Raw genomic sequence first — 23,940 nt, forward strand, 5'->3', positions numbered from 1 at the left:
GGGATAAATTGAATGCAACTAAGGGATTTTTATTTGCATTTTGATAAATAATTTCACTAAATTGTAATAGTCAATCTATTAATAGCTTTAGCATTGTAGCAATGATGCAAGTGAAACCCTGAGCTTATGTCGTTTGTGTTATTTAACAGAATTGTTAGTTGCCCGTGGCCAAGTAAGTCAAGAACTTATTTCTTGTTTTTTCTTGTCTTGTTTACTCATTTGTTGCAATATGCGGATGCCCAAGATGCCATTTATGATGCCAATGGGGAGGAGATAAATGTTGAAGCTTATTTTAGCAAGGCAGAGGAAAATATTGCTTTGGGAGATATCAAGGAAGCAACCAGATATATCAATGCTGTTGCTGAAGGATATTGGAATAAGAAGGATTATTATAAGGCTATTGAATATTATATTAGGTCGATTAAGTTAAATTCAGAGATAGGTAACGAAAGTGGAATCGGGGCGATATCCTGTAATTTAGGAATGATTCATGCCGATCTGCAAGATTATGAAACTTCGTTAAAGTATTTTAATACGGCTATTTCTATCCGAAAAAAACTAAAAGAGACCAATGGTTTAATTTCTGCACATATCAATGCATCGGTGGTTCTGAATAAGTTGGAGCGCTATGCTGAATCTATAGAGAATCTTGAAGATGCCCTTTTGTTAGCCACCGAAAATAGTGATGCCGACCAGATGAAAAGTTGTTATGGTATGCTGGCTGAAACATATGAAAAACAGGGGGATGGCGAAAAAATGATAGCTTATTATAACCTGTATCGTACATTTCATGAACTAGTGGAGCGTAGCAAAAGGCAGGATGTGCTGGAAAAGGCCCGTGAAGCAGAACTGAAAGCGCAGAACCTTGCCTCCCAAAAAAGAATCAAAGAATTAGAGTTGATCAATGCGCAACAAAAATTGGCAGAACAGAAAAAATTATTGACGCAAAAGGATACGGTGTACAACCAATTGATGCTGGAACATTCTAAAAGTGAGTTGGCCAATGCTTTGATCAATAATTATCTACAACTGAAAGACCTAAAAATTTCTCAGAGTACAGAAAAGTTAAAAAGAGAAGAGATATTTGTTCGTGTATTGTCAATTCTGGTATTGACTGTTTTGACTTTGTTACTTCTTTTGTTTTATTTTCATCAGCAAAAGCGAAAATCTAATAAGGTACTTAGTAAGCAGAATGCCGAAATAAATCGTCAACACCATGAAATTCTAGAACAACAAAAAGAACTGGAAAGGTATTACAACATCATCAGTTTAAGGAACGAGCATATTACCAGTAGTATCAACTATGCCAAGTTGATACAGCAGGCTGTTCTTGGAAAAAAAAGTGATATCAGTGCATTGTTTAAAGACGCCTTTATATTCTTTAGGCCCAAGGATATTGTAAGTGGTGATTTTTACTGGTTCAAAAAGGTGAATGGATATGCGATGTTGGCAGTGGCCGATTGTACAGGTCATGGTGTGCCGGGAGCTCTGATGTCTATGTTAGGTATTAATTTAATTAATCAGATAACCAATAGTGGTATTCATGAGGTAGATGCTATACTGGAGCAGTTAAGTATTGGTGTTAACAAGGCTTTAAATGAGAATGTTAATATGGTGAGTAGTGATGGTATGGATATTTCCTTACTGTGTATTGACGAAAAAAATAAACAGATGTATTTTTCTGGGGCAAAGCACAATCTATACTACATACAGGATAAGAAATTGAAGGTGCTAAAGGGTGATCGTTGTTCAATAGGTAGTTATGGAGCGTCTCATTTTAAAACTAAGAGATTCACTAAGTACCAGGTGGATATTTCACTGCCCACATCGATTTATGCTTTTTCTGATGGTATAGTGGATCAGTTTAATGAAAGTGATGATAAGAAGTTTATGCGCTCGCGATTGAGGTCGCTTCTGCTTAGAATTTATACGAAAACAGGGGCCGAACAAAAAGCCTTGATCAGTAAGACCTTTAACGATTGGAAAGGGCGGCAAACACAAACAGATGATGTTCTGTTGATAGGTGTTAATTGGCAACCTATACATGAAGTTATGATGTGAATCTGTTCGTCACAATGGATATGCAAGTGATGATGTTATTTTGAGAGTGTTATAGGAACATTGGTCTTACTCCCATAGGTGACTAAGTCTGGTGCGTTCCATATGGCATTGAAAAAAAATTGAACATATGAAAAAACTTACCTCTTCTAGTGCTTTATTTTTAATGGCTATGTGCTGTTTGTTGGAGTCTGTTGTGGCTCAGAAACCTATTGTTCCAGATCCTACATTTTATGTGGATAGCTTGAATCGCTATTATATGCAGGCAGATCTTCCTGTTTTCTTATCAATTTCGCATGATTTAGATAGTGAGGGGAAAAAATTGGCTCCTTCTGATCAGGGAGATGTGATGAATGAGCGAAAGGCGATTTATATGGATGGGCATGGCAAACATAAACTCAGACATATGGATGGGCATCAGGGGAAAACGTTGGATGCTTTTACCATATATGCGGATGGAAGAGCCCCAAAGACCTACGTTAGACCTAATGATGCCCCTATTTATAAGGGTAAGGATCGTCTGTTTTTTGGCGCTGGTCTGGTTCTTTCCTTGGAGGCAAGGGATGAGATGTCGGGTTTGAAGCGTATTTATATCTCTAAAAATAAAGAGCCTTTTAGTGGTTTCGTGGATGATTTAGAGGTGTTGCAAGAAGGAGATTATTTATTGCAATATTATGCTACAGATCGTGTGGGAAATACTGAAGCAACGAAGCAATATCGGTTTACGCTGGATTTAACGCCGCCCAAAACCTATTATCATATCGTGGGAATAGCCAAGAATCAAATTATTTCAACCAGCACCCGCTTGTACCTTACATCCTCCGATAGTTTGTCTGGTGTGGCACATACTTATTATTGTTTTGATGAGGACGTATGGAAAGTCTATAGTGGTAGTGATTTTGATGTAGCGCAATTGGCTGATGGACACCATACTTTAAGCTATTATTCTGTGGATATGGTCAATAATAAAGCCGCAAAAGAACAGCTGAAGTTTTATCTGGATAAAACGGCTCCGATTGTTTCGGCGGATGTTTTAGGAGATAAATTTATAGTGGGCGACAAGGTTTATTATTCGGGACGAACGAAGTTGAAGTTGACCGCTGTAGATAATAAGTCTGGTATTAAGGACGTCTTGTATGCAATAGATAATGATGAGTTTGGAGCTTATACGGATCCTTTTTATTTGCCCGGCAAAACAGGTAAACATATTGTGAAGTATTTTGCCCGAGATAATGTTGATAACGATAAGAAATATTCGGAATATAAGCATGTGGTTGGTATTGTTTATGTGGATTTGACAGGGCCGGATTTAAACTATGTGCTAAAAGGAGCCCATTTTAAAAAGGGAAACATGCATTATATTTCAGCGAAAACGGATGTCGTTCTCCAAGCATCAGATCGGGAATCGGGGTTGAAACAAATTAAATATAGAATTGATGGAAGTGAGGAATTGGATTATATTAAACCATTGAATATTGAAGAGGATGGGTTGCATAAAATTACAATTGTAGGTTATGATAATGTGAATAATCGGAATGTGGAGCATTTTGAATGTACGGTCGATAATGTACCTTCCGATATTTTTGTAACTTATTCGGCCTCTCCAATGGATACGATCAACCAAATACCCGTGTATCCATCTTATACTTCTATCTTTTTAGCCGGAACAGATGCCGGAACAGAATGTCATCGAATTTCTTATTCCATAAACGGACAAGCTTTTCAGGTTTATGATAATAAAATTACCGGATTCAAAAAGAATGTAGATGTGGAGTTAAAGATTGTGGCAGAAGATAAGGTTAATAATAAATCGGAGATAGTGATTAATTTTAAAACCAATTCATTGTAATCATATTTTAGTCTGCCATCAAGTGAAGGTGATTAGGTTGGTTAATTATGTGTGAGATGTGTAGGGTATCTGATAGTCTGTTTATTCACCATTAAAACTGATGGATCCTTTGTTTTCTTCATGGGCATCGTAGGCATATATTTTACGTAATAAGTCGGCATACTTATTATATAAAACCCTTCGTTTCAGCTTTAAGGTGGCTGACAGTTCACCCGTAGGTGCAGTCCACGGTTCACAAACTACTCGAAAGCGTTTGATTTGTTCGTGTTGTCCCAATTGTTTGTTTGCATGGTTCACTTCTTTTTGATAGGTTTTTAGAACCATTTGATTTTTAATTAGTTCTTTGTTGTCGCGGTAGTGTATTTTATGTTCGTGCGCAAAGGAGTGCAGGTGGTCGAAATTGGGAGAAATTAGGGCGCTGGCATATTTCTCGCTTTCACCAACAACCATGGCTTGCTCAATGAATATGGATTCTTTCATTAAGTTTTCAATGGCTTGAGGGGCGATGTATTTTCCGCTGGATGTTTTGAACATCTCTTTTTTTCTATCGGTAATTTTTAAAAATCTGCCGTTGATAATCTCCCCCACATCTCCTGTGTGGAACCACCCATCTTTATCAATTACCTCGGCGGTAAGTTTAGGAGCTTTGTAATAACCTTTCATCACACAGGGTCCTTTGGTAAGTATCTCACCATCTTCATCTATGCGAACTTCAATATTTTTCATAATAGGTCCTACCGTTCCTATCATTAAATTGCCTGGAGTTTTTGAGTAATTGGTGGCAATAACTGGAGATGTTTCGGTTAGTCCATAACCTTCCATTAAGTGAATGCCAGCAGCAAAAAAGAGTCTGCTTAATCGAGGTTGAAGAGCTGCACCACCCGAGATTACAAAATGCAGATGGCCACCAAAAGATTCTTGCCACTTACTAAAGACGAGCTTACGTGCTATCTTGAGTTTCCAGCTATATAGTAGGTTGTTATTGTTTTCCTTGCTGTATCGTTCACCTAGGCGCATGGCCCAAAAGAAGATGATTTTTTTAATGCCTGATAAGTCTTCTCCCTTTGAAACGATTTTATCATAGATGCGTTCAATTACTCGCGGAACCGTAGCAAAGGCATTGGCTTTTACGGAAGCCATGTCGGCTGCAATAGTACCCAGGTTTTCTGCGTAATAAATAGTGCAGCCCTTGGCTTGAAAGAGATAGTTGACCAAGCGTTCATATACGTGACACAAAGGTAAAAAACTTAGGACTCTGGTGTCTTCGTTTAGCTCAAACAAATCCCAAACGCCTTGCATATTACTCATCAGATTACTGTGAGTAAGCATTACTCCTTTGGGTAAGCCGGTTGTTCCTGAGGTGTAAATAATTGTTGCTACATCTTCTGGTGTAATGTTTTTTTGAATTTCTTTATAACGAGCATTGTACTTTGTTTTTTGATCTGCCCCTGCTTGAGAAATAACACTCCAGCAACGGGCTCCTTCAACATCGTTAAAGGTAAGTACTTCTTGAACCGTACCCACTTTATTGGTGATGGGTTTGATTCTATTGTAGAGGGACGTGTCAGAGACAATGGCCATACGAACTTCTGAGTGCTTGAAAATATGTTCGAATTCTTCTTCGCTGATGGTAGGATACACGGGAACATGAATGACGCCTATCATAGCCATGCCCATGTCAACAAAGTTCCATTCGGGGCGGTTGTTTGAAACGGTGGCAATTTTGTCTCCCGGCTCAAATCCCATGCTTAAAAGACCCAAAGCAAACTTTTTGGCATTGTCGTAATATTCTTTTGCATTGGATTTATACCAATGACCATTGCTCTTTGAACAAAGGATTTGATTTTGAGGCTTGGTTTTTTTTAGGTGTTTTAAAATATCAAAGGTTCTCTCAAAAATCATCTTATTATTACTATTTTTCAAACAAATGAGCTATTGGGGCATATAAAATTTGTGTAACCAAAATCATTTATTACTTTTCGATGTTGCATTAAAGGGGTGCAATTTAGCATTTATTTGAATAAAAGAAATCGTGATGGCATTAAAAAAATGGCTTGTAGTATTTATCGTTTTTATTGTTAGTAATGGTCTTCTGTATGCGCAAGAGGCGGCATCTGTATCGCTTGTTTTTGTGGGAGACGTGATGGGACATGGTACGCAAATAAAAAGTGCCTTTGTTCCAGAGACCAAGCAATACAGTTATGAAGGTTGTTTTAAGTATGTACGTAATATTTTTGAGGAAGCTGATTTTACCATCGCTAATTTGGAGGTGACATTGGCAGGGCCTCCATTTAAAGGGTATCCACAATTTAGTTCTCCCGATGCACTGGCTATTGCCATGAAAGATGCAGGTGTTAATGCTATGGTAACGGCTAATAATCACTGTGTTGACAGACGAAGAAAAGGCCTGGAAAGAACCATTGATGTGTTGGATAGCCTTGCTATTCCGCATACGGGCACATTTAAAAATCAGTCGGATAATGAACGTAATAATCCTATGTTATTGCGTAAAAACGGAATTAAAATTGCTCTTATTAACTATACTTATGGAACCAATGGAATACCTGTGAGTAAACCCAATGTGGTGAATTTTTTGGAGAAGGATGTTGTAGTGGCAGATATAGAAAAGGCGAAAAAACTTCGGCCGGATAAGATCATTGCCTTTGTACATTGGGGATTGGAATATCAAACACAAGCCAATAAAGAACAGAAGATGTTTAATCAGGTTTTTAAAGAGAACGGGGTGGATGTGGTGATTGGTTCGCACCCTCACGTAGTACAGCCTATTGAATATGAAGAAGATCATTTTGTGGTTTACTCCTTGGGTAACTTTATTTCTAATCAGCGGACAGCTCCCCGGGATGGAGGGGTGATGGTTCGTTTGGAACTGACAAAGATTGGCGATAAAACTGAAGTAAGTGATGCCGGTTATTACTTGACCTGGGTTTATACCCCCATCATAAATGGTAAAAAGGAGTTTATGGTATTGCCTGTTACTGCTTTTGAACAGGATGCACAGTTTATGGATGCCAAGGCACATAAACGCCTAATAAAATATGGTCAAGAGGCTCGGAATATTTATAAGAATAATATTAAAATAAAAGAGTATTTCTTTGATAAGAATTTACCAGGATGGGTGAAGAATTCGCCGCTGTTATCTGGAGTCGGCCAACCGTAAAATATTTTGTAGATACCCCAATTGATTTAATTATCTTTGCCTAAAACAGAACGATTATGAAATTACCAGTTATCAACCTGCCACCCTTGTTAAAAAATAAGTATATCCTTTCATTAGTGGTATTTGGTGTTTGGGTAACTTTCTTTGATCAGAATAACCTTTGGGACAGGGCCAAATTGTCATCTAGGATCAATCAGTTAGAGAAACAAAAGCACCACTACGAGGTAGAGATAGAACAAAACGAACGTAAGCTTAGTGAAATAAAAGAAAGTCCGGAAAGTCTGGAGAAGTTTGCCCGTGAGCAGTATCTGATGAAAAAGAAAAACGAAGATATTTTTGTGGTGATTGAAAAAGAAGATTAAGGACAGTATATCTTGTGTATACAGTCCTTCATGTTTTTAAATTTTTATTGTGGCTTAGTAGCTCGTATCATCTCTCTTTTACCTGGAGGTCCAGCCAGTCTTTCTACGTTAAATCCAATGTCTTGCATGGTTCTGCGCACAATGCCTTTTGCGCAATAAGTGGTCAGGATGCCACCGGGAAGCAACGCTTGATAAGCTTTTTTAAATATTTCTTTGGTCCATAATTTAGGTTGAATCTCCGGAGCAAAAGCATCAAAATAAATCAAGTGGTATTGCTGTTGGAGGATAACCTTTTTAAAATCAACTTTTTGTTTGTTGAGGTAAAAGTTATCCTCTATTCTGTTTTCTTTTTCCCATTTGGATAGATGAAGCTGTTCAAATAGCTCCTTGTGTTTGCCCTCAAAAAAATTACCGTAGTTAAGTTGGCTAAGCAGTTTTTGATCTAAGGGGTATTTTTCTAATGAATGGTAATGGATTTCATGATCTTTTTTATGTATAGCCGTTAAAAAGGCATTTAATCCTGTTCCAAACCCAAATTCAAGGATGTTTATTTTGCGGCATGATATCTGGTGTAAGCCCGCCTCTATAAATACGTGTATTGATTCTTGAACAGCTCCATTGGTAGAGTGGTAATGTTCGTTCAGTTCTGGTACAAATAGTGTATGAGAACCGTCTTTGGATGTGATGATCTCTGTTTTGCTCATAAAAGTATTATTCAACGACAAATTTAGGAAAAGGGATTCTTTTACCATCGTTATGAAGTAAAAAACTATTTTTACGGGATATATGTGGATGAGAGCTAACTATAGAAAGAGAACGAAAAGAGATGCGAAAGATTATTCATGTTGATATGGATGCGTTTTTTGCTTCTGTGGAGCAGCGCGATTTTCCAGCCTTAAAAGGTAAGCCTGTGGTGGTGGGAAGCCCTTCGATGCGAGGCGTGATTGCAGCTGCCAGTTATGAGGCGCGTAAGTATGGCGTAAAGTCGGCGATGCCATCTCAGACGGCCCTTAAAAGGTGTCCGCACCTGATATTTCAGCCCCATCGCTTTGATGTGTACAAAGCAGTTTCGGCACAGGTGATGGATATTTTACATCAATATACTGACCTGGTGGAACCATTGAGTATTGATGAGGCCTTTCTGGATGTAACCACCAATAAAAAAAATCATAAATCGGCCACTATCATTGCCCGTGAAATTAAACAACAAGTGTTTGAGAAAACGCAGTTGACTGCTTCGGCCGGTATCAGTGTTAATAAGTTTTTGGCTAAGATAGCTTCAGATCAGGATAAGCCTAATGGATTGTTTGTGATTAAGCCGGATGAAGTACTGCCCTTTATTGAAAAATTGTCTATCAAGGATTTTTTTGGGGTAGGTAAAAAAACTGCTGAGAAAATGAATAGACTGGGCATATTTACGGGTAAGGATTTGCAAGCCTGGAGTTTAAATGGGTTGGTGAAACATTTTGGGAAAGTGGGTAACTTCTATTATTCTATCTCCAGAGGGGTTGATGATCGTCCGGTGGTTCCCAATAGAATCAGAAAGTCCGTGGGTATTGAAAATACCTTTGTACATGATTTGGAAACGGCCGTGGAACGACAAAAACAATTGGAGCTCCTCATAGAAGGTTTGTGGGAGCGAGTGCATTCATCAAAAAAGTATGGGAGAACAATGACCCTGAAAATAAAGTTCAATGATTTTAAACAACTTACCCGTAGTAAAACGGTTTTGCATCGGATAGAAACATTAGAAGGATTGTCTAATATGGCAATACAGCTAATGGACGAAGTGGAGTTTCAGAAGAAAGTTCGCTTAATGGGCCTAAGTGTATCTAACATGGAGGGTGAGCAGAGTCATAATGACCCTGTGCAATTGACAATAGACTTTGATTGATAAAAATCCACTTTTCCAAAGTGTGATAATCTGGAAAAGTGGATGTTTATTTATTGAACCGCCTGTATTTGGTCCAGTAACTCTAGCGACTTAGACATTAGGTCTGTTCGCAATTTGTTGTAATATTTCTTTACCAGTTTACGGTTGTTTTTACCGTCGGGGTGATTGGTTCTCGCTATGAATTCATTCCGCATTCTGATTGCCTCAGTAAGTATAGGAGTAATATCTTCTTCCTTAACAGTATTCATAAGTGTAAGCTTCAAATAACCTTGTGTTACAATTTCTGAAGCCAGATAATTGATGTCTTTTTTTAGTTCTCTAATATTTGCCATGATCTTATATTTTATGGTATAATAATGATGCAATATACATTATATTTTGCAGGCGTCAAGCGATGTCTAATGGAATCTGTAAAATGCTTGATGGATTAATCAGAGAATTAAACATGTTCGTAAAATTAAACATCCCCTTAACCCTATATTTCAGTATTTGAGCATGATAATTGTTATTTTAGCATTATTGCGTTAAGATGTGCTATCGGATGATTTGAATAGGTTACACCATCGAATGATAACTTCAAATATCCAGCGTATAAAAAGAACTTGCGCATTGTTAGTATTGTCATCATCAATAATATTTAAACACATGAAGAAAGTGTATTATTTATCAACCTGTTCTACCTGTCGCAGGATAATTAAGGAGGTTGAGCCCGATAATGATTTCATATTTCAGGATATAAAAAATGAGCCACTAAGCAAAGAGCAATTGGATGATATTTTTGCACTTGCGGGTAGTTATCAAAGTATTTTTAATAAGCAAGCACGAAAATATCGAGAGTTGGGACTACATTCTCAGGAATTGAGCGAAGATAAGATGCGTGAGCTAATACTTGAAGAATATACTTTTTTAAAGCGCCCTGTTTTTATAATCGATAACCAGATATTTATTGGGAATAGTCGTAAGGTTATTAATGAATTAAGTGCATTTATGCAGGTTCATAAAAAGCATTCGCTTTCTTCCCATTAACTGTCGAGCCATTCTTTAAATACAGAAGCCTTAGCCCTGCTGACCACAAATTTCTCGTCGAACTGAGGTAAAAGTTTTACTACTAATTTACCGCCAAAATAATTTTCAAGCGAATGAATGGCTTTTAGGTTGACGATAGCTTGCCTGTTGGCTCTGATAAAAACGGCCGGATCCAGTTCTTCTTCTAGTTTGTCGAGGGTGAAGTTGATCATATGTTGTTTTTTGTCGAAGGTGACCGCATAGGTGGTTTTGGCTTCAAAATAGATGTAGGCAACATCTTCGACCGGGACGGCAAAGAAAGCATCACGTTTGGATACCAGGAAGCGTTTTCGGTATTTGGCTTCTCCTTCTTTTATGCCTTTAACCAGTTCGGCATAATTGATGTTTATTTGGTTTTCGTTTTCGAAAAGCTGCATTACATTTTCCATCTTTTTGATGGCTGCCAATAAGGATTCTTCCTTAACCGGTTTTAGAATGTAATCAATACTGTTTAGTTTAAAAGCTTTTACAGCATACTCATCATAGGCTGTGGTGAAGATAATGGCACTCTTGACCTCTACTTTGTCAAAAATTGAAAAACTTAGTCCGTCTGCCAGTTGAATATCTAAAAATATAAGGTTAGGATGTTCATTGTTTTGGAGCCATTCAACAGTTTCAGATATACTGTCAAAAATGTCTAAAACTTTCCATTCTGGTCTTAGTTCTTTGATCATGCTTTCCAGCATCCTAGCTGTGTGCATCTCGTCTTCTACGATTATTGTATTGAATGCCATTGTTTTAAATTTATATGATTAATCAATCAAGGGTATTTCTACTTTAAAGAAATGGTCATCTTCTATGATCTTGTATTCTTCGTCTGTTAAAATTTTTAAGCGTTTACCTAAGTTCGACAAGCCTGTTTTTGTTGAATAGGTCGATTCTTTTATTTGCTTGTTGTTCTTTACAAATAGTTTTTGTCCATCCATTCCTATATGGATGGACAAAGGTTTGGAACGGGATGTAATATTGTGCTTAATGGCGTTTTCTACCAAAACCTGTAAGCTGAGGTGAGGGAGTCTTTTGTTTTGCACCTCATCGGGAACATCTACATGGACTTTTAATCCTTCGCCAATTCTAGCAATGTGGAGTGTGGTGTAGGCATTTAAAAATTTTAATTCATCTTTGAGAGGAATGGCTGCATGTCCGGCTCCAATTAACAAGTAGCGGTATACATCCGTAAAATTTTCTGCAAAGGTAATGGCTTTGTCCTTATCAGTTCTAATAATGGCGATCAGTGTGCTCAAATTATTGAATAAAAAATGGGGGTTCACCTGATCTTGTAAGGCCTTGTAGTCGGTCAGTATTTTATCTTGTTTGAGTTTTTCATTTTCTACCATGAAATACTCTAAACTTTTATGAAAGTTGTGGGCAATAATAAGGATGACGTAAATAATCATATATAAGATTCCAAAAGCCAATGCTAAGTTATGTGTTTCCGGATCGTCGATGAGGTTTACTACGAAAATGGGTTCCACATGTGGAACGATACGCTCCATGAAAATCATCCAGCCCAAGGAGAAACTTAGTAGCAGGAGGGTTCTTTTTTTAACCTCCGTGTGCCAAGGATATCTTTTTGCAATTAAACGATCAAATAATAATACTGTTTCTGTGAAAATAAAAAACATGAAAAGACTAAACAAATAGCCTGTCCAGTGTAGGTGTTTTTCTTTTAAAATAAGCTCATGTACAATGTAATAAAAAGAGGAAGCCATTAATAACACAAACACAAGTCTTTTTCGGAAACTAACAAAGGTGCTGTCCTTATGCAATTTCCGCCAATGTTTACATTTGTCGTCTATGTTTTTTAGCTTTCTCATTTATTCATTTGTTAAATGTAAAAGGTCGCCTGCAAAAAATCTAGTAATTATGAAAAGATATTTACATTGCATTTTAAAACCTAATTGTTAACACACTTTTGTATGTTTTTTTACAGGCAACCTTTGTTCTTGTTCTAATAGTCTCATCTTTGATAAATTGTTCCCGACTAAGATGCTTGATAACTAAAGTTACGAACGCACCAAAGTCGGGACACTAAACACATAATAATTACATTAATAAATACATAAACCGAGTTTCTGGTTTGATATAGGGTGGGCCAGTGGCAGCGCTTCCATACCGCACCGTCGGAGTATTTATAACAAACCTAATGCTTTTTGATACCTGGTTTTTAGTACTTGAAAGTTTGCTAATGCTTTAATTTCCTGAGAGTAAGCGTCTTGCCACGAGGCTTGTGCATTGAGCAGATCTGTTGTCGTATTCAGACCTACTTCATAGCTGGCTTGTGTTTCTTCCAGACTCTCTTGTGCTTCTTGTTTGTTTTTTTGTGCCCATAGTATTGATTCGTATCCTTCTTGTAATTGAATCATCACCTGTTGTACTTCTAGCTGAACTAACTCTTGCGAATCGCTCAGATTAAGTTGAGCTTGTTCTATGCGGGCTTGTGCTGCCGATTTTTTATGTTTTTTTTCGCCCCAGTGGAATATGGGTATCGATAAGGATGCTCCCAATGTCACCAGACCATCGTCATATAAATCGCCATACTGACTGTATTGGTAGGCTACTTGTGCTCCCAGTTGGGGAAGAAAAGCAGCATTGACCATCTTTTTTTGATAATCAGATAGCTGCGCCTGTCCATCCAGTATTTTTAGTTCCTGGCGGCCAGCGAGTGCTTTTTCAGTACTGTTAGACATATCTGGTAAAATGGGGTTCTGATTTACCTTTTCGGTTATTTCGATATCGGTACTTAGTGGTAAACCTATTATCCGACAAAGATTCATTTGCATGATACGGTAGCCATTGCGAGCCTTTAATAGTTTTAGTTCTGCATCGTTTTTTTGAACCGTTACCCTTAGTTTTTCACTTTTAGGTACAAGGCTTAACTCATACATATCTTTTAGTTGGTCTTCGAGGCTGTCGAGCATTTGTACATACTTCTCTGCTAGCTTCACCGTCTCATTCATCGCAGCCAATTGCCAATAGGCCTGATCGGTGTTTAATATCACTTCGGCTTCCTTCAATTGGTAGGCTTGCTCACTGATTTCTACTCCGGTGCTGGCCATCTTGTTTCCTAAACGCACTTGGCCACCGGCGTATATAGCTTGCTGAGCTGTTACGCCTGCTTCAAGTATGGATAGTTTTTCTGTTTCAAGGGTCATTCCCGGAAAATAGGCATTGCTTGCTCCAGCCCCTGCTTCTGGCCCTGTAGGTAATTGAAATCCGGGGATCCCAATATTTTCTAAGGTGGGCATGAGAGAAGCAGAACCGCTGGCGTCAATGCGAGGTAAATAATTGGTGAAGGCTTCCTTCTTTTGCGCCTCGGCTTCTACTTTTTGTAAGGCCGATACTTTCAGTGACTTGTTGAACTCCAGCGCCAGGTTGCGGGTTTCTTCAAGGTTTAAAGGCTTTTTTTGTGCCTGGATAGATAGTGCAGAAACGATCCATCCGAAGCAAATTATCCATGTTTTTATATAGTATTTCATGTCTGAAATTTATTATTTAAGTGTATTCGATGCTACTCTCCAATAAATTTGTGCCGTCTGTTTGCGCGTTATATGGATCATCAAATATGCATATTTTGTTGTAATCATGGTTTAGTCGTGTAATGTTTTGGTATTCACTCTGTAGAGGATGGCATACAATACGGGTACTACCAGTAGGGTAACCAGTGATCCGATCAAGAGACCAAACATAACTGCCACTGCCATACCTTTAAACATAACGTCAAATAGCAAAGGTATCATACCTAAAATGGTTGTTAATGAAGCCATCATAACAGGACGCATCCTGGATACAGCAGAGTTGATAATGGCATTTAGCTGATCTACGCCGTTGTTTATCTCAAAGTTTATTTCATCGAGTAGTACAATGGCATTTTTTATCATCATACCAATGAGTCCCAGTGTACCAATGATGCCCATAAAACCAAATGGCGTAGACATAATGTGGTGACCAAGTGCTACCCCAACTAATGCCAGAGGTACAACTCCCATCACTATCATGGGTTGTTTTAAATTGTTGAACAGTAATATGATGATAAGTACCATTAGTCCGATCGCAAGGGGCAGCAACGAGAACAGGTTTTCATTGGCTTCTGCACTATCCTTGTGATCGCCTAGCCATTCCAGCTGATAACCATGTGGTAGTTCAATGGCTTCCACACCTTTGCTAACGGAGGTCCACAGTTCGGGAGCAGTCACTCCATCAACGGGATTACATTGTGCTTTGATAGCTCTGATGCCATCGTAACGTCGGATGGTTCCATTTTGCCAGCTTACCTTCACAGAATCAATAACTTGCCCCAGGGGTGTGCTGTTCATGGTATTGCCCCAAACGGGTACGGATGCGATGTTCTCCACATGCTTACCAATGGGTTCTTCCATTTTGAGTATGACGGGAAGCATATCTTCACCCTGATACAGTGCACCTACCGGTAAACCATTGGAAGCTATAGCTAAGGAATTGGCCACGTTGCTTCTCGTGATTCCTGTTAAGCGTGCCTGATCAATAGAATATTCAGGTGTAAGTATCTTCGACTGGTTTTTCCAGTTGTCTGTTACGATTTGTGCCAGGGGACTGGCGCGCATAACTTCTTTGGCTTGTTCTGCCAAATCATGTAATACCGCAGGATCGGGCCCTGTGAATTTGGCTTCTACCAGATATTCGCTAAATATTGGGCTGTACGTTCTTGATCTTACAAAAGCCTGTGGATATTTTTGCTGTAAAAATGGTATAATCTCAGCCGCTGTTTTTTGCGCTGTTTCAAAATCTTCGGCGTCAACAATTAACTCTCCGTAGTTATTGTTGCTTGTGTTCATGGGGCGTAAAAGTGTGTAACGGGCTGGTGTTTGTCCCAAGGCGATTGTGATGTTTTCAACTCCCTCCCAATCTTTTAGATCCTCATAAACCTGATCAAGATCTCTCTCTACCTGATAAATATCGCTACCCTGTGGTAACCAATATTCAATTACGTATTGAGGATAGTCTAGTCCTGGCATAAACTCTTGCCTAACAAATTTAAAGGACCATAGAGATACAAATAATAGTATGGTGGTTACGATAATAAAAACTGTTTTGTGCCATAACATCTGTTTTAATACGTTTTTAAACCATCTATAGATACCATTATTGTATGGGTCTTCATTTTCGTCTTGTTTTTTTGCACTTTGTTTTTTATAAAACCAACTGGCCATGTAAGGTGTTTGAATCATAGCAAATACCCAACTTAAGAATAGTGATATTGCAAGTACATAAAACAAAGATTTCAAGAATTCTCCTGCGGCACCAGGGGAGAATCCCAGAGGCATAAAGGCTAGGATGGCAATGACTGTTGCCCCCAATAGAGGTATGGCTGTTTTCTGTGCCGTATTGATAAAGGCCTTTTTTCGATCCATACTTGATTTGAGATCTATCAGAATGCCATCCGCAATTACGATTGCGTTATCGACCAACATACCCATGGCCACAATGATAGCAGCCAACGATACGCGTTGTAGTTCTATGCCTACTGCCTCCATGACAATAAAAGTACCAAGTATGGTAAATATTAGGCCACTGGCGATTAGCAGACCAGAACGAAGTCCCATGGCAAATAAAAGCACAATGATCACAATTAGTACCGATTCTATTAGGTTGATCATAAAGCCATTGATGGCAATGCTAACCCTCTCTGGCTGGAAGTAGACTTTGTTAATTTCAATGCCGACAGGCAGATCTTTTTGGATTTCAGCAATTTTGTTGTCAAATATCTCTCCAATCTTTACAACGTTTACTTTGCTTTCTACGGATACAGCTAAGGACATTGCATTCTTTCCATTGTATTTAAGTCCACTTCGCTTAGGAGTATAAAAGCTTCTCTCTACAGTTGCAATTTCACCTAAGACAAAAGAACCACCACCAGGAAGTTGAACCAGTAGGTTTTTGATGTCATCGATACTTTTAAATTTGGCGCCCAGACTTAGTCGGATTCGTTCAGTACCAACCACTACGCTTCCCGGATTAACAGTGCTCGATTGGTCATTGATGGCTTGAACAATAAGCATGGGGTTAATGCCCAGTTGTGCGAACTTTTCGGTAGAGAATTTGATATCTACGGTTTCGGTTTGTTGTCCGAAGATTTCTATTCTTCGGATATTGTCTACCAATAATAGTTCTCTTTTGATGTATTCCACATAGTCATTCAGTTCGCTATAAGAGTAGCCATCTGCACTGACGGAAATAAAGATGCCATACACATCACCAAAGTCATCCATCACAATGGGATCATTAGCGCCTGCAGGTAATGAACCTTTGGCATCGTTTATTTTTCTGCGCAAATGATCGTATAATTGTGGCATTTGTGGTGTTCGTACATTGTCGTCAACGTTGATCGTTATTTCTGACATGCCGTCCACTGAGCGAGATTCGACAAAGTCGATATTCTCCAGTTTTTGAACTGCTTTTTCTAAAACATCCGTAACCTCTAGTTCTACTTCCGCAGCGGAAGCACCAGGGTAAGGTGTTATAACAACAGCTGATTTAACTGGTATTTCAGGATTTTCAAGTTTTCCTAAACCGTCAAAGGCTAAAAACCCTCCAAAAAATACAGCAAACAAAAAGGCTGTGATAAAGGCCTTTTGGTTTAATACTTTTTCTAATGTTCCTTTACTCATAGCAAACCTCCGATGTTAGTAGCAGATTTTTTAGGTAAAATTTTTACTTTTTGGCCTTCTATTAAAGAATGAACGCCGGCTGTTACTACTTTTTCACCTGTTTTAATTTCACTTTTAATTTCCATTAAGCCATCTCCATGAATTTTGGATGCTGTAACCTCATGTTTTTTGACACTCATATCACGGTCTATTACCCAAATATATTGTTTTCCGGCTTGGGCAAATACGGCCTCTACTGGTACAAGTAGCCCTGCGTTTTCGCTTATTTTTTGTATTACCTTTACTTTAGCTACCATGCCAGGTTTAACCATATCTAGGCTGTCGGCATCCAAAAGTATTTTCGCTTCAAACATGCTGTCGTCACCGGTCTTTTTACTGATGGTTTTTATTTTAGCAGGAATATTGAACAGGTTAGCATTACGTATATCACATGTGATCCTGGCTACTTCACTCATTTCGTTGATCTGACCTTCAGGAATACTTACAACAACTTCTAAATTGGAGAAGTCAAGTAATTCAACAATGGGCTGACCCGCTCCAACTGTTTGGTAGTTTTCTATCATTTTTTTGTTGATGTATCCAGAAAAAGGAGCTTTTAAATCAGTGTCAGACAGTGCATTTGCTGCCGCTTCGTATTGGCTTTTAGCCATTAGAAAACCGGCTTCTAATTTGTCTAATGTGTTTTTAGGCAGTTTTTTGCGCTCATAAAGCTCCTGATATCTTTCGTACTCTGCTTTTGCTTGTTTGTACTGAGCCTCGGTCGCTTGTACTTTCACCCTATAATCGCGCTTGTCGATGCGAGCCAGTATTTGTCCTTTTTGAACATAGTCACCAGCATCAACGGATAATTCCTGAACCGGACCCCCAACTTTAAATGATAATGTAACTTGTCGGTTTTCCTTAACTACACCGTTGTAAATTAGTTTACTGCTTCCGTCTATGGGAAGTGCCTCCGTTGATTTTACATATTTTACATTTTCCTCTTGTTCCGTTGAGGATTTGTCTCCGCACGATGTAAACACTACGGCTGTCGTTAGCAGTAAGGATAGCCATAAACTTTTACTTTTCATTTTTATTATTTTAGATTTTATATTATGACAGTTTTATGAGGCTACAAATATACGATTTGAACAATTACTTATAATGTTTTAATAAAATGAAATGGTTAAATATTTGATTGAAGTAAATGATGACTTTATCGGATGGAGAATGCTTGGAGGGCTGTTAAAAAATAGGATATAAGTATTTATAAATGTTAATGATGCGTTCTTGCCTGTGGATGCGTATGTGGATTTATAATTTCAATTATTTATGAAAGGGAAGAAACTAGCTTGAGGGGAACTGTAAATATAAATCGGCTGCCTTTACCTAGTTTGCTCTCTACCCATATGCGGCCATTGTTCTTTTTGATAAATTCTTTGCAAAGGATAAGTCCTAAACCAGTTCCTGTTTCGTTGGCCGTGCCCATTTGAGTTAGCTTGTTGTCTATCTTAAATAGCTGGCAGATATCTTCTTTTTTTATGCCAATGCCGGTGTCTGATACCTCAAACTGCATGTGGTATTTGACTTGTTGGGCCGTAATTTTTACCTGGCCTTGGGGACTGGTAAATTTGAGTGCATTGGAAATCATGTTACGAAGTACAGTGGCAATCATGTCCTGGTCGGCCCATAATGCTTGGTTGGAATTTATATGGAAATGTAAAGCTATATTTTTTGATAGAGCCATTGGCTTGTATTGTGCCACAACCCTGTATATAATATCAGAGGCTTTAAAAATGGCTGGTTTGGGTTTTAATCCGTTGGATTGCAGTTGTGACCATTCTAAAAGGTTTTCTAATAAATGGTAGGTTTGATCTGCGGCTTCGTTTATAGATTGGGCGTATTTTTGTATGTTTTCCACATCATTTTCTGCCACATTTTCTACCAAAAGTTTGGATAAGCCCAATAATGCATTAAAAGGGTTTTTTAGGTCATGAGCAATGATTTTGAAAAATTTATCTTTTGAAGCGTTTAGTTTTGATAGTTGGTCTATCTGTTGAGAGATGAGTTCCTCTATTTCCTTTCGTTGTGTGATGTTACGTTCTATGTAAAGTACGCCTATGGGTGTGTCGTTTTCGTCACAGAGGACATTTGAATTGATCTCGCTGTAAAAATGTGTGCCATTTTTGCGAACCATTAATAACTCCACTGCTCCCGAAAGATTTCCTTTTATCATTTCTCCAATAAAATAAGTCGCTTTTTCGTGGTACTTGGGGTGTATAAACTCCAGTACGTTTCTTTGAATAATTTCGTCGGGAGAAGAATAGCCCCATTGGGAGACTATTTTAGAAGTAACATATTGTACCTTTCCTTTTAAATTGGTGATGGCAATTCCATCCGGAGAGGTTTCAATAATGGTTTTAAATTTTTGTTCGCTTTTTTTGAGAGCGCGTTCAAATTGATCTTTTTCTTTCAGGGAGTAGATTAATTTATTAAAATATAATGATAGATCGCCCAGGTAGTCTATGTTTTGATTTAAATCGCCTTCCGCAATTCTTTGTATTTGCCAAACCAAGTGGTTTAAATTGGCATGAAGTTGTTTGTATGCAGATACCCACTGGTTATTTGTGGGGGGTGTTGTTTGTATATTGCCTTTGGATAATTCTTCGATATAGTTTTTTGATTCGTTGTTTTTTTGCGATAAGGTTAGGATGGAATTAAAAAGGGTTTTATCGTCACCATCAGGTAGTTGTTCAACTTCTGTTTGTATGTCATAGAGCGAAGCTTTGGTATACTCTCCTTTTGCAATGCTATTTACTATTTGAGTAAGCCGTTGCTTCAAATTCGGTGATGTCATTTATTTTATATTTATTTCAAAGCGGCAAACTCTGGCACCTGTGCTCCAGCAATCCACCTCTGTAACACTAAATTCATTTCCTGTATAGGCCTTGAATATGCCGGCCAAAAGACCTTCGTCAAAATCGCAGGTGGTTGCATCCGTAATGGGCAAGCCGGAGCAATCTAAATCTTCGGACAAAACCAGTGTGAATTGTTGATTCTCTAAATCTGTTTTTTCAATTCTCAAGATGCTTGAGTTTAGTTCTTTAAGTGCCTTTTGTAAGTCCGCAATAAAGTCGTAAAATTCTTTTTTTATATCCAGTGCATGGGTACAAAACTCTATGCCTGCAATATATCCTGCTTTGTAAAAAAAATGTTGGGTGGCTTCTTTTCCCAGCTCCATTTCTAACACATTCCGTAAGGAATATTGCATAAGTCTGTATGTTACAACACTTGTGCTATTGCCTAAATTGGGCCTTCCCAGCTCAATATCGCCAAGGTCAGACCATTTAAAACTATAGGAAATTGGTTCCATTGTCTCCCAAATTAAATTTTGCACAAAAATAACGCAAAAACTCACTTATCCTTGTAAAAAAGTAGATTAAAAGTATTTTATTCTTTGAAAATGATTTGAATAGCACCAGGATTGTTATCTTCATATTTTCTCAACTAAACAATTTTATTGTTTTGTCAATAATGACTGAAGATAAACAAATGAGAATAGTTTGGTGTTACTACTACATTAAACAGATTAAACACACGTAGAATATTTATTATTTAACGGATTTCTTAATTAATTTCGGTTGTGGGAAAAGGATATCTATGGCCGTCAAAATAACTATCAATTAAGTATATACCTATGAATGACAATAGGATTCCATTTAAGAAGTTTCATTTGCGAAACGAACGTCTTCGGGGTCAATATGACGAGGCATATTATTCGAAACAACATGCCAAAGGAAAACTGACAGCCAGAGAGAGAATTGATTTTTTGATGGATGAGGGCAGTTTTCGAGAAATAGATGCCTTTGTTAAACCTTTGGGAAGAGAAGATGAAGAAAAGTATGGTGATGGTGTTATTGTAGGCTACGGAACCATCAACGGGCGTAAAGTATTTTTGTTTGCACAGGATTTTACCTTTATGGGAGGTTCATTGGGAACTGTTCATGCTCGTAAAATACAAAAAGTGCAAGAGATGTCGTTAAAGATGGGGCATCCTATCATTGGCCTTATCGATTCAGGAGGCGCTCGTATACAGGAGGGTGTAGCTAGTTTAGCAGGATATGCCGGTATTTTTATGCAGAATGTTAAGAGTTCAGGTGTTATTCCACAGATATCTGTTATTCTGGGACCTGCAGCAGGAGGTGCTGTTTATTCTCCAGCACTCACCGATTTTAGGTTTATGACCAAAGATACTTCATATATGTTTGTTACGGGGCCGGAAGTGGTCAAGGAAGTATTAAATGAAGATGTGACCTTCGAGGATCTTGGAGGAGCCGAAGTGCACGCTACGGAGAGTGGTGTGGCAGATATGATTTTTAATGATGAAGAGCATACCTTGATGGGGGTTAAGAAGCTCCTGAGTTATCTGCCTTCTAATAATGTGGAACATCCGCCAGTAAAACGGGACGAAGATATTGAGCCTGGGAAACCTGAGAAACTTTCCTTATTATTACCAGATGACCCCAATAAGCCTTACGACGTGGTGGATGTGATTCGCTTGATTGTGGATAAGGGGTCGTTTTTTGAGATTGCGGAAAAGCATGCGCAAAATATAGTGATAGGTCTTGCTCGTTTAAATAATCAGGTTATTGGAGTGGTGGCTAATCAGCCCAAAGTAATGGCCGGCTGCCTTGATATCAATGCATCCAAAAAGGCAGCGCGTTTTGTGCGTTTTTGTGATTCTTTTAATGTTCCTGTGTTGGTGTTGGAAGATGTTCCTGGATTTATGCCAGGAAAAAGTCAGGAGCAGAATGCAATTATTATGCATGGAGCCAAGTTGTTGTATGCCTTTGCGGAGGCTACAGTGCCTAAGGTTACGGTTATTCTACGAAAAGCTTTTGGAGGTGCCTATATTGTAATGAATAGTAAGAATATGGGGGGTGATTTTAATTTTGCATGGCCAACGGCTCAGGTGGCAGTTATGGGACCTGAAGGAGCTGTTAAAATATTAAATAGAAAGGAATTGGCCAGTGCAAAGGATCCCGAAGAATTAAAGCGTAAATTGATTGCCGATTACAAGGATAATGTGGCCAATCCATATGTGGCCGATGAAAAGGGATATATTGATGAAGTGATTGATCCCTCTGAAACGCGGCAGGTTATTATCAATGCTTTTGCCTTGCTTGAAAACAAAGTTGAACAGAACCCGATACGTAAACACGGGAATATACCATTATAATTAAATCATAGGATCAGGTAGTATGGTGTAAAAGTTTAGGTAGCGATTATACTGGCTTTTGATACTTGATTCCGGATAGGATAAAAATCATGAAAATTAACTCGATTTTAATTGCCAATCGTGGAGAAATAGCGATCAGAATAGCCCGGACGGCTAAAAGTATGGGTATAAAAACCTATATGTTTATGTCGCATCACGAACCCAATGCCTTGCATTTAGATCATGCCGATGAGGTGATCGATGTGTCTGATAATTCTTTTATTAATGTTTATACTAATATTGATAAGCTAATAGAAACAGCATTACATTATAAGATTGATGCGATACATCCTGGGTATGGTTTTTTGTCGGAGAATCCATTTTTACCGCGTGAATGTGAGCGTAATAATATCATTTTTATCGGACCTTCGTCAAAAGCCATTAATCAAATGGGTAATAAGGGAATGGCACGCGATATGGCTGTGAAGAATAAGATTCCTGTATTACAGGGTAGTAAAGGCGTTATTACTACTTTGGAAGAAGCTGAAATTACAGCCAAAGATATTGGTTACCCTATTATACTGAAAGCTGTGGCCGGAGGAGGAGGTAAGGGAATGCGGGTGGTTCGTAAAAAAACAGAGCTTCCTTTGATGTTTAAGCTTGCTACCAATGAGGCAAAATCACTATTTGACAATGACTCCATGTTGATTGAGAAATATGTGGAGAATCCTCGTCATGTTGAGTTTCAGGTGTTGGCCGATAAGCATGGAAATATTATTCATCTTTATGAACGGGAATGTAGTATACAGCGTAAGCATCAAAAGTTATTGGAGGAGGCTCCATCGGCTGCCTTGACCGAAGAATTACGACAGAAAATAGGTGCCGATGCGGTGAAGATTTGTAAAGCGACTAACTATTATAGCGCAGGTACCGTGGAGTTTTTGTTGGACGACGAGTTGAATCATTATTTTATGGAGATGAATACTCGTGTACAGGTGGAACATCCTGTTACCGAAGAAATAACGGGGGTGGACATTATTGAACAACAAATCAGAGTGGCTCAGGGAGAGGAGCTTAGTCTGAAACAGGATGATATACAAATTAATGGATGGGCCATAGAACTTCGCGTGAATGCCGAAGACGTACAGGCTGGATTTGCCCCTTCAACTGGATTGATTGAACAGATGGATATACCTAATAAAAAGTATTTGCGCTGTGATTCCGGTTATCAGACCGGTAAGGTGGTTGTGTCTAGCTTTGATTCATTGGTGGCCAAACTTATTATTACGGGTAAAACCAGGAATGAGGCCATCAAAAACGCTCGTACTGTTTTAAATAGTACTACTATTAAGGGTGTGAAGACAACCTTGCCTTTTTTTAAGCAGGTAATGCAAACACCATCGTTTATAAAGGGCAATTATACCACATCTTTTATTGATAAGGACTTGGAACAGAGTTATTTTCAAGAGGATAATGAAATTATTGCTGCGGCCGCCTTGGCTATGGAAGCTTATTTGAAGGAACAGGCTAAAATTAATTCGGGAGAACTGGACAATAAACAGGTGTCTGCCTGGGCGATGAGTAAAAAGATAAAAGGGTAAAATAGATCAATGAATATTGGAAAAAAGTAAGGTGGTGTTTTTAAAAATAAGTATACCACGTAGCTTTTTCGGTATTTTTTTGCGTCTTA

General features: G+C 38.4%; 18 protein-coding genes. 8 read left to right on the plus strand and 10 right to left on the minus strand.

What is annotated here, in order from left to right; all coding sequences use genetic code 11:
• Positions 1–192: 192 nt before the first annotated feature.
• Both CYTFE_RS0122460 and CYTFE_RS0122465 read left to right on the plus strand, forming a co-directional pair.
• Complete coding sequence (locus CYTFE_RS0122460; RefSeq protein WP_161636201.1) at positions 193–2,061, plus strand: tetratricopeptide repeat protein; 1,869 nt, start codon at positions 193–195, stop codon at positions 2,059–2,061.
• A 127-nt stretch (positions 2,062–2,188) separates the two neighbouring features.
• On the plus strand, positions 2,189–3,907 hold the full coding sequence (locus CYTFE_RS0122465; RefSeq protein WP_027473661.1) for an OmpL47-type beta-barrel domain-containing protein: 1,719 nt from the start codon (positions 2,189–2,191) through the stop codon (positions 3,905–3,907).
• An 81-nt stretch (positions 3,908–3,988) separates the two neighbouring features.
• Here CYTFE_RS0122465 and CYTFE_RS0122470 read toward each other — a convergent pair whose 3' ends face one another.
• Entirely contained in the window at positions 3,989–5,809 is a 1,821-nt protein-coding gene (locus tag CYTFE_RS0122470) for an AMP-dependent synthetase/ligase (protein ID WP_027473662.1), read from the minus strand.
• Positions 5,810–5,942: 133 nt separating this feature from the next.
• Here CYTFE_RS0122470 and CYTFE_RS27760 point away from each other — a divergent pair, with 133 nt between their 5' ends.
• Positions 5,943–7,085, plus strand: a complete 1,143-nt coding sequence (locus CYTFE_RS27760) for a CapA family protein (protein ID WP_044263005.1) — start codon at positions 5,943–5,945, stop codon at positions 7,083–7,085.
• 56 nt (positions 7,086–7,141) lie between these two features.
• Positions 7,142–7,447: an FtsB family cell division protein gene (locus CYTFE_RS0122480; protein ID WP_027473663.1), complete on the plus strand. Its 306-nt coding sequence runs from the start codon at positions 7,142–7,144 to the stop codon at positions 7,445–7,447.
• A 44-nt stretch (positions 7,448–7,491) separates the two neighbouring features.
• On the opposite strand, the gene mnmD is transcribed toward CYTFE_RS0122480, so the two are convergent.
• Entirely contained in the window at positions 7,492–8,151 is a 660-nt protein-coding gene (mnmD, locus tag CYTFE_RS0122485; RefSeq protein ID WP_027473664.1) for a tRNA (5-methylaminomethyl-2-thiouridine)(34)-methyltransferase MnmD, read from the minus strand.
• 122 nt (positions 8,152–8,273) lie between these two features.
• On the opposite strand from mnmD, the gene dinB reads away from it, so the two are divergent.
• Entirely contained in the window at positions 8,274–9,341 is a 1,068-nt protein-coding gene (gene dinB, locus CYTFE_RS0122490; protein WP_027473665.1) for a DNA polymerase IV, read from the plus strand.
• A gap of 50 nt (positions 9,342–9,391) precedes the next feature.
• On the opposite strand, the gene CYTFE_RS0122495 is transcribed toward dinB, so the two are convergent.
• The gene (locus CYTFE_RS0122495; RefSeq protein ID WP_027473666.1) at positions 9,392–9,673 is read right to left on the minus strand and encodes a hypothetical protein; all 282 of its coding nucleotides are present in this window, start codon (positions 9,671–9,673) and stop codon (positions 9,392–9,394) included.
• A gap of 313 nt (positions 9,674–9,986) precedes the next feature.
• On the opposite strand from CYTFE_RS0122495, the gene CYTFE_RS0122500 reads away from it, so the two are divergent.
• Complete coding sequence (locus CYTFE_RS0122500) at positions 9,987–10,367, plus strand: arsenate reductase family protein (RefSeq protein ID WP_027473667.1); 381 nt, start codon at positions 9,987–9,989, stop codon at positions 10,365–10,367.
• Here CYTFE_RS0122500 and CYTFE_RS0122505 read toward each other — a convergent pair.
• The 7 genes from CYTFE_RS0122505 to CYTFE_RS0122535 all read right to left on the minus strand — a co-directional run bounded on the left by CYTFE_RS0122505 (position 10,364) and on the right by CYTFE_RS0122535 (position 20,405).
• On the minus strand, positions 10,364–11,140 hold the full coding sequence (locus tag CYTFE_RS0122505) for a LytR/AlgR family response regulator transcription factor (RefSeq protein ID WP_027473668.1): 777 nt from the start codon (positions 11,138–11,140) through the stop codon (positions 10,364–10,366). The genes CYTFE_RS0122500 and CYTFE_RS0122505 overlap by 4 nt on opposite strands.
• Before the next feature lie 18 nt (positions 11,141–11,158).
• Complete coding sequence (locus tag CYTFE_RS27765; protein WP_044211739.1) at positions 11,159–12,223, minus strand: sensor histidine kinase; 1,065 nt, start codon at positions 12,221–12,223, stop codon at positions 11,159–11,161.
• A 315-nt stretch (positions 12,224–12,538) separates the two neighbouring features.
• Positions 12,539–13,885 (minus strand): TolC family protein, encoded by a 1,347-nt coding sequence (locus CYTFE_RS27770; RefSeq protein WP_044263007.1) that lies wholly within the window; start codon positions 13,883–13,885, stop codon positions 12,539–12,541.
• Between the two features lie 111 nt (positions 13,886–13,996).
• Positions 13,997–17,053, minus strand: a complete 3,057-nt coding sequence (locus CYTFE_RS0122520) for an efflux RND transporter permease subunit (RefSeq protein ID WP_044211744.1) — start codon at positions 17,051–17,053, stop codon at positions 13,997–13,999.
• Positions 17,050–18,123 (minus strand): efflux RND transporter periplasmic adaptor subunit, encoded by a 1,074-nt coding sequence (locus CYTFE_RS27775; protein WP_044211748.1) that lies wholly within the window; start codon positions 18,121–18,123, stop codon positions 17,050–17,052. Before CYTFE_RS27775 ends, CYTFE_RS0122520 begins: the two co-directional genes overlap by 4 nt.
• A gap of 239 nt (positions 18,124–18,362) precedes the next feature.
• Positions 18,363–19,889: a PAS domain-containing sensor histidine kinase gene (locus tag CYTFE_RS29145; protein WP_052343378.1), complete on the minus strand. Its 1,527-nt coding sequence runs from the start codon at positions 19,887–19,889 to the stop codon at positions 18,363–18,365.
• Positions 19,890–20,405 (minus strand): V4R domain-containing protein, encoded by a 516-nt coding sequence (locus CYTFE_RS0122535; protein ID WP_027473670.1) that lies wholly within the window; start codon positions 20,403–20,405, stop codon positions 19,890–19,892.
• 324 nt (positions 20,406–20,729) lie between these two features.
• On the opposite strand from CYTFE_RS0122535, the gene CYTFE_RS0122540 reads away from it, so the two are divergent.
• Together CYTFE_RS0122540 and CYTFE_RS0122545 are read left to right on the plus strand one after the other, a co-directional pair.
• Positions 20,730–22,271 carry an acyl-CoA carboxylase subunit beta gene (locus CYTFE_RS0122540; RefSeq protein ID WP_027473671.1) on the plus strand — a complete coding sequence of 514 codons (1,542 nt, stop codon included), beginning with the start codon at positions 20,730–20,732 and terminating at the stop codon, positions 22,269–22,271.
• Between the two features lie 89 nt (positions 22,272–22,360).
• Positions 22,361–23,851, plus strand: coding sequence for an acetyl-CoA carboxylase biotin carboxylase subunit (locus CYTFE_RS0122545; RefSeq protein WP_027473672.1), 1,491 nt, complete (start codon positions 22,361–22,363; stop codon positions 23,849–23,851).
• Positions 23,852–23,940: the final 89 nt, after the last annotated feature.

This window comes from Saccharicrinis fermentans DSM 9555 = JCM 21142, from assembly GCF_000517085.1.
Classification (GTDB): Bacteria; Bacteroidota; Bacteroidia; order Bacteroidales; family Marinilabiliaceae; genus Saccharicrinis; species Saccharicrinis fermentans.

What these genes read in the sequence shown, in the direction of transcription:
- CYTFE_RS0122495 (WP_027473666.1), bottom strand. Translation starts at nt 9,673, where the DNA reads ATGGCAAATATTAGAGAACTAAAAAAAGACATCAATTATCTGGCTTCA.
- CYTFE_RS27765 (WP_044211739.1), bottom strand. Translation starts at nt 12,223, where the DNA reads ATGAGAAAGCTAAAAAACATAGACGACAAATGTAAACATTGGCGGAAA.
- CYTFE_RS0122500 (WP_027473667.1), top strand. Translation starts at nt 9,987, where the DNA reads ATGAAGAAAGTGTATTATTTATCAACCTGTTCTACCTGTCGCAGGATA.
- CYTFE_RS0122480 (WP_027473663.1), top strand. Translation starts at nt 7,142, where the DNA reads ATGAAATTACCAGTTATCAACCTGCCACCCTTGTTAAAAAATAAGTAT.
- dinB (WP_027473665.1), top strand. Translation starts at nt 8,274, where the DNA reads ATGCGAAAGATTATTCATGTTGATATGGATGCGTTTTTTGCTTCTGTG.
- CYTFE_RS0122465 (WP_027473661.1), top strand. Translation starts at nt 2,189, where the DNA reads ATGAAAAAACTTACCTCTTCTAGTGCTTTATTTTTAATGGCTATGTGC.
- CYTFE_RS27760 (WP_044263005.1), top strand. Translation starts at nt 5,943, where the DNA reads ATGGCATTAAAAAAATGGCTTGTAGTATTTATCGTTTTTATTGTTAGT.
- mnmD (WP_027473664.1), bottom strand. Translation starts at nt 8,151, where the DNA reads ATGAGCAAAACAGAGATCATCACATCCAAAGACGGTTCTCATACACTA.
- CYTFE_RS27770 (WP_044263007.1), bottom strand. Translation starts at nt 13,885, where the DNA reads ATGAAATACTATATAAAAACATGGATAATTTGCTTCGGATGGATCGTT.
- CYTFE_RS27775 (WP_044211748.1), bottom strand. Translation starts at nt 18,123, where the DNA reads ATGAAAAGTAAAAGTTTATGGCTATCCTTACTGCTAACGACAGCCGTA.
- CYTFE_RS0122540 (WP_027473671.1), top strand. Translation starts at nt 20,730, where the DNA reads ATGAATGACAATAGGATTCCATTTAAGAAGTTTCATTTGCGAAACGAA.
- CYTFE_RS0122470 (WP_027473662.1), bottom strand. Translation starts at nt 5,809, where the DNA reads ATGATTTTTGAGAGAACCTTTGATATTTTAAAACACCTAAAAAAAACC.
- CYTFE_RS29145 (WP_052343378.1), bottom strand. Translation starts at nt 19,889, where the DNA reads ATGACATCACCGAATTTGAAGCAACGGCTTACTCAAATAGTAAATAGC.
- CYTFE_RS0122520 (WP_044211744.1), bottom strand. Translation starts at nt 17,053, where the DNA reads ATGAGTAAAGGAACATTAGAAAAAGTATTAAACCAAAAGGCCTTTATC.
- CYTFE_RS0122535 (WP_027473670.1), bottom strand. Translation starts at nt 20,405, where the DNA reads ATGGAACCAATTTCCTATAGTTTTAAATGGTCTGACCTTGGCGATATT.
- CYTFE_RS0122545 (WP_027473672.1), top strand. Translation starts at nt 22,361, where the DNA reads ATGAAAATTAACTCGATTTTAATTGCCAATCGTGGAGAAATAGCGATC.
- CYTFE_RS0122505 (WP_027473668.1), bottom strand. Translation starts at nt 11,140, where the DNA reads ATGGCATTCAATACAATAATCGTAGAAGACGAGATGCACACAGCTAGG.